The sequence below is a fragment of the Methanococcoides seepicolus genome (assembly GCF_023684405.1).
GTDB lineage: Archaea > Halobacteriota > Methanosarcinia > Methanosarcinales > Methanosarcinaceae > Methanococcoides > Methanococcoides seepicolus.
On the sequence record NZ_JAGSOI010000113.1, the window covers coordinates 1 to 3,193 of the forward strand.

Annotated in this window: 4 protein-coding genes and 1 pseudogene; 3 read left to right on the plus strand and 2 right to left on the minus strand. The window is 36.9% G+C overall.

The features are described from left to right. A pseudogene (locus KDK67_RS13760) lies at positions 1 to 323 on the minus strand (ISH3 family transposase); the annotation flags it as partial. A gap of 287 nt (positions 324 to 610) precedes the next feature. Here KDK67_RS13760 and KDK67_RS13765 point away from each other — a divergent pair. From KDK67_RS13765 to KDK67_RS13775, 3 genes are all read left to right on the plus strand, one after another. Then, the gene (locus KDK67_RS13765) at positions 611 to 1,171 is read left to right on the plus strand and encodes a flavodoxin family protein (RefSeq protein ID WP_250869425.1); all 561 of its coding nucleotides are present in this window, start codon (positions 611 to 613) and stop codon (positions 1,169 to 1,171) included. Positions 1,172 to 1,338: 167 nt separating this feature from the next. Beyond that, positions 1,339 to 1,578, plus strand: coding sequence for a hypothetical protein (locus KDK67_RS13770; RefSeq protein WP_250869426.1), 240 nt, complete (start codon positions 1,339 to 1,341; stop codon positions 1,576 to 1,578). 72 nt (positions 1,579 to 1,650) lie between these two features. After that, complete coding sequence (locus tag KDK67_RS13775) at positions 1,651 to 2,082, plus strand: tyrosine-type recombinase/integrase (protein ID WP_250869427.1); 432 nt, start codon at positions 1,651 to 1,653, stop codon at positions 2,080 to 2,082. A 264-nt stretch (positions 2,083 to 2,346) separates the two neighbouring features. Here the strand turns inward: KDK67_RS13775 and KDK67_RS13780 are convergent, their stop codons facing one another. Next, the gene (locus KDK67_RS13780; protein ID WP_250869428.1) at positions 2,347 to 2,739 is read right to left on the minus strand and encodes a hypothetical protein; all 393 of its coding nucleotides are present in this window, start codon (positions 2,737 to 2,739) and stop codon (positions 2,347 to 2,349) included. Between the last annotated feature and the right edge of the window lie 454 nt (positions 2,740 to 3,193).

Consider the following 3,193-nt stretch of genomic DNA (forward strand, 5'->3'; position numbering starts at 1 on the left):
TTTCCTTTTTCCAAAATCTTAAGAGCCTCTTGAAGTAGAATCTTTTCATTTATTCGAATAAGATTATCAAGATCCAGTTTTTGGAAATGATGTCGTATCGATGTCTCACATACTACTTTTTGGTAGTTTTTTGAAATGGAATGAACCGATCCCTTATCTACTGCCATACATACTGCAGTATGAAAAAGATCTTTACAGGTAAGTGAACCATTGATCTTGATTTTAATATTATCTGTAAGTGGTTTTAGAACGGTGTCAATACATTCTTTTGATCTTAGTTCTACTCTGGAAATGTTCTTGGAATTGGGAAGTTGAAATGACATATGGCGGCGTTTTCGCCGCATATATAGCTATCGAATGACATTATTTCATGCTGATAGTAAAATTAGCGAAGTACTGAACTTTAATAAAAACAAGATTTCTTATGAGACTGAAAAGTACATTAATAATCATTTTCTTCAAAAAGTCGGAATAATTTTTTCAACAATCCGATTATATTTACCTCTTCATAAGCAGCTAAACAGCCCACCTCTCACAAAATCCCCAAATTTCCAACTTTTTAGATAACTTTAAAAATAATCATCATCCATATTTATTCTAAGGATGTGGAATGATGAAAGTATTAGCTATTGTAGGAAGTCCGCGTAAGAACGGTAACACGGATGTAGTTGTACAGAAAGTGCTTGAAGGGGCAGCAGAGGCGGGGGCTGAAACAGAGACCATTTACATCAATGACCTGGATTTCAAGGCTTGTCAGGGGTGTGGGCTTTGTAATGTGATGGCTGATTGCAAGCTCAAGGATGACATGACGGACGTTTACAAGAAGCTGGAAGAGGCGGATGCTTTTGTGTTCGGTTCTCCCATATATTTCGATCAGTTCACCGGACAGATGCGCTCTTTTTTGGATCGCTGCTATGCTCTTGTGGATGCAGAGCTCAAACCAAGGTTACCTGTGGGGAAGAACGCTGTTCTCGTAAGGGCACAGGGAGATCCTAACGGATCGATGTATGAGAACGTCTTTGATGAGTTCGGAAATATTCTGAAATTATTCTTTGGTATGACGGTCACAGACAGGCTTGTTGCAGCTGGATATGACCTGCCCGGTTCTGCGAGAAAGGATGCGGAACTGATGGAGCAGGCAAAACAGGCGGGGCTTCACTTACTTGACTGATATTTGACCTTTCCTGTATGATGCCGGTCTTTCTCTTTTTTTAATCTCTTTTTTAATAGCCATAGGTTCGAACAGTTTCGAAGTTTCATGGTTGAAAACACATTCATACGAACACTTTCATCCTGCATGGGTGGTCAATATAAAGAAAAAGAAAGTAGGGATTATGAATGGGAATATACGATGACGATAAGTTGTTAGAATCTGCGGAAAGAAAAATTAGAGAAGCAGATTATCCTAGTACTACGAAAGATGCAATACTTGATTTTGAAAACCATCTATTTCTTGACGGGATCTCGATTGGTGGAGTGCGGGCATATATCAGCCAGCTTCACATGTATGCGGTCTGGTTGAATGACATCCCTTTGCCCAATGCATCTGTAAGTGACATTAAGCGTTTCATTGGATAGGTTGAACGATCCGATAGAAGTGCATACACAAAGTCTGGATACAAAATATCAATCCGAAGAATGTACAGATGGTTGGAAAAACCTGAACTTGTAGATTGGGTTACTATCAAAACCAATCATAGAAACAACAAGTTACCAGAAGAACTACTGACAGAAGATGAAGTCAAACAGATGATTGATGTTGCTAATCATCCTCGTGATAAAACAATCGTAGCAGTTCTATATGATTCAGGATGTCGAATTTCGGAATTGGGCAATTTGAAGTTTAAGCATATACAGTTTGATCAATACGGCGCAGTAATTACAGTGGATGGAAAAACTGGCATGCGTAGAGTACGCTTGATCTCAAGTGTCCCTTATCTTTCAGCATGGATAGCCATTCATCCAGATAATGACAATCCAGACGCTTATCTGTGGATTGGTCGCGGGGCAGGCAATGTGGCAAACATGTTTCCAACGCCAGCTATCGATGAAGATGCAGCATTTTCAGCTGCTACCCATTGATCGAACTCTTCTTTAGTGAAATTGAAGGATAATGTAATCGGATCTACCTCAGGCATCATGACTCCGACATCTTTGAGTAACATGGCATACGCATCGCTATCTGGATCAAATTTACCAGAATCAAGCATACGTTCTGCATTTTCTTTAATCATGTCATTTCACTCAATACCCATGTCGACAAAAGTCTTCGTGAACTCAGCAGCAACTTCTGTCGCCCAGACAGCATCTGTATTTTGTGAAAAATTGATACAACATTCTCATAGATTAATCACTAGAAGAACGTAGTACAAGGTGTCCATCAGAAGAATTTGGTATTTTATCATATATTTCAATTATAAAATAATCAGAACTGTCCAAGTACACATTTTTTTCTTTGGTAATGTTGTTGTCCAATGTTACAACATATTGATGAGATCCTACAAAAGGAGTATCAATTGGCACGTATATTCCTGTACTATAGTCACTTGGAAAAGTTTCATTAAATATAAGTTCATTTTTTTCATTGAAGACTTTTACTTCAATGGTATGATTATCTTTGCTATAATTTTCAATCGAAAATGCCAATGAATCAGTATGTTGAATAACAAAAATTGTTCCAACAATCGATAATATGAGAATTATTATACCTACAAATAAATGTTTTTTATATTTGAACATAAGCAACACCACATAAAACCATTTAATAAGACTTATAATTTTTTAATCGAGTTGTTCATTTTTTAACCATTTTAATAGAAGATATTGCGAAATATATTTACAATTACTTTTACTTATATAGTTCTCAAATAGAATGAAAAAGAGAGAAAAGATTTATACAAATCTTTTCAATATTAAGCAATGTTACCTACCGTAATCATACTGGTAAGAGTCGGAGCAGTTGTATATTGAGGGGGGAGGAGTGGCAGAAGGCAAGTGTGACTACCCTGTGTGTAATAAAGACCATCTGCTACAAAGTATTCTTTGCTTACTTCAACTTTAGCCGTATTATAGTCAAACACCCAACATTTTGGACTTCTGTTTTTCACTAAGAAACTTTTCAATCCATCTCTTTGCAAAGCTAATTTTTGATGAGCACTCCATAAATTTCTCATGTATTAAATCCCGCATATGA

What these genes read in the sequence shown, in the direction of transcription:
- KDK67_RS13765 (WP_250869425.1), top strand. Translation starts at nt 611, where the DNA reads ATGATGAAAGTATTAGCTATTGTAGGAAGTCCGCGTAAGAACGGTAAC.
- KDK67_RS13780 (WP_250869428.1), bottom strand. Translation starts at nt 2,739, where the DNA reads ATGTTCAAATATAAAAAACATTTATTTGTAGGTATAATAATTCTCATA.
- KDK67_RS13770 (WP_250869426.1), top strand. Translation starts at nt 1,339, where the DNA reads ATGGGAATATACGATGACGATAAGTTGTTAGAATCTGCGGAAAGAAAA.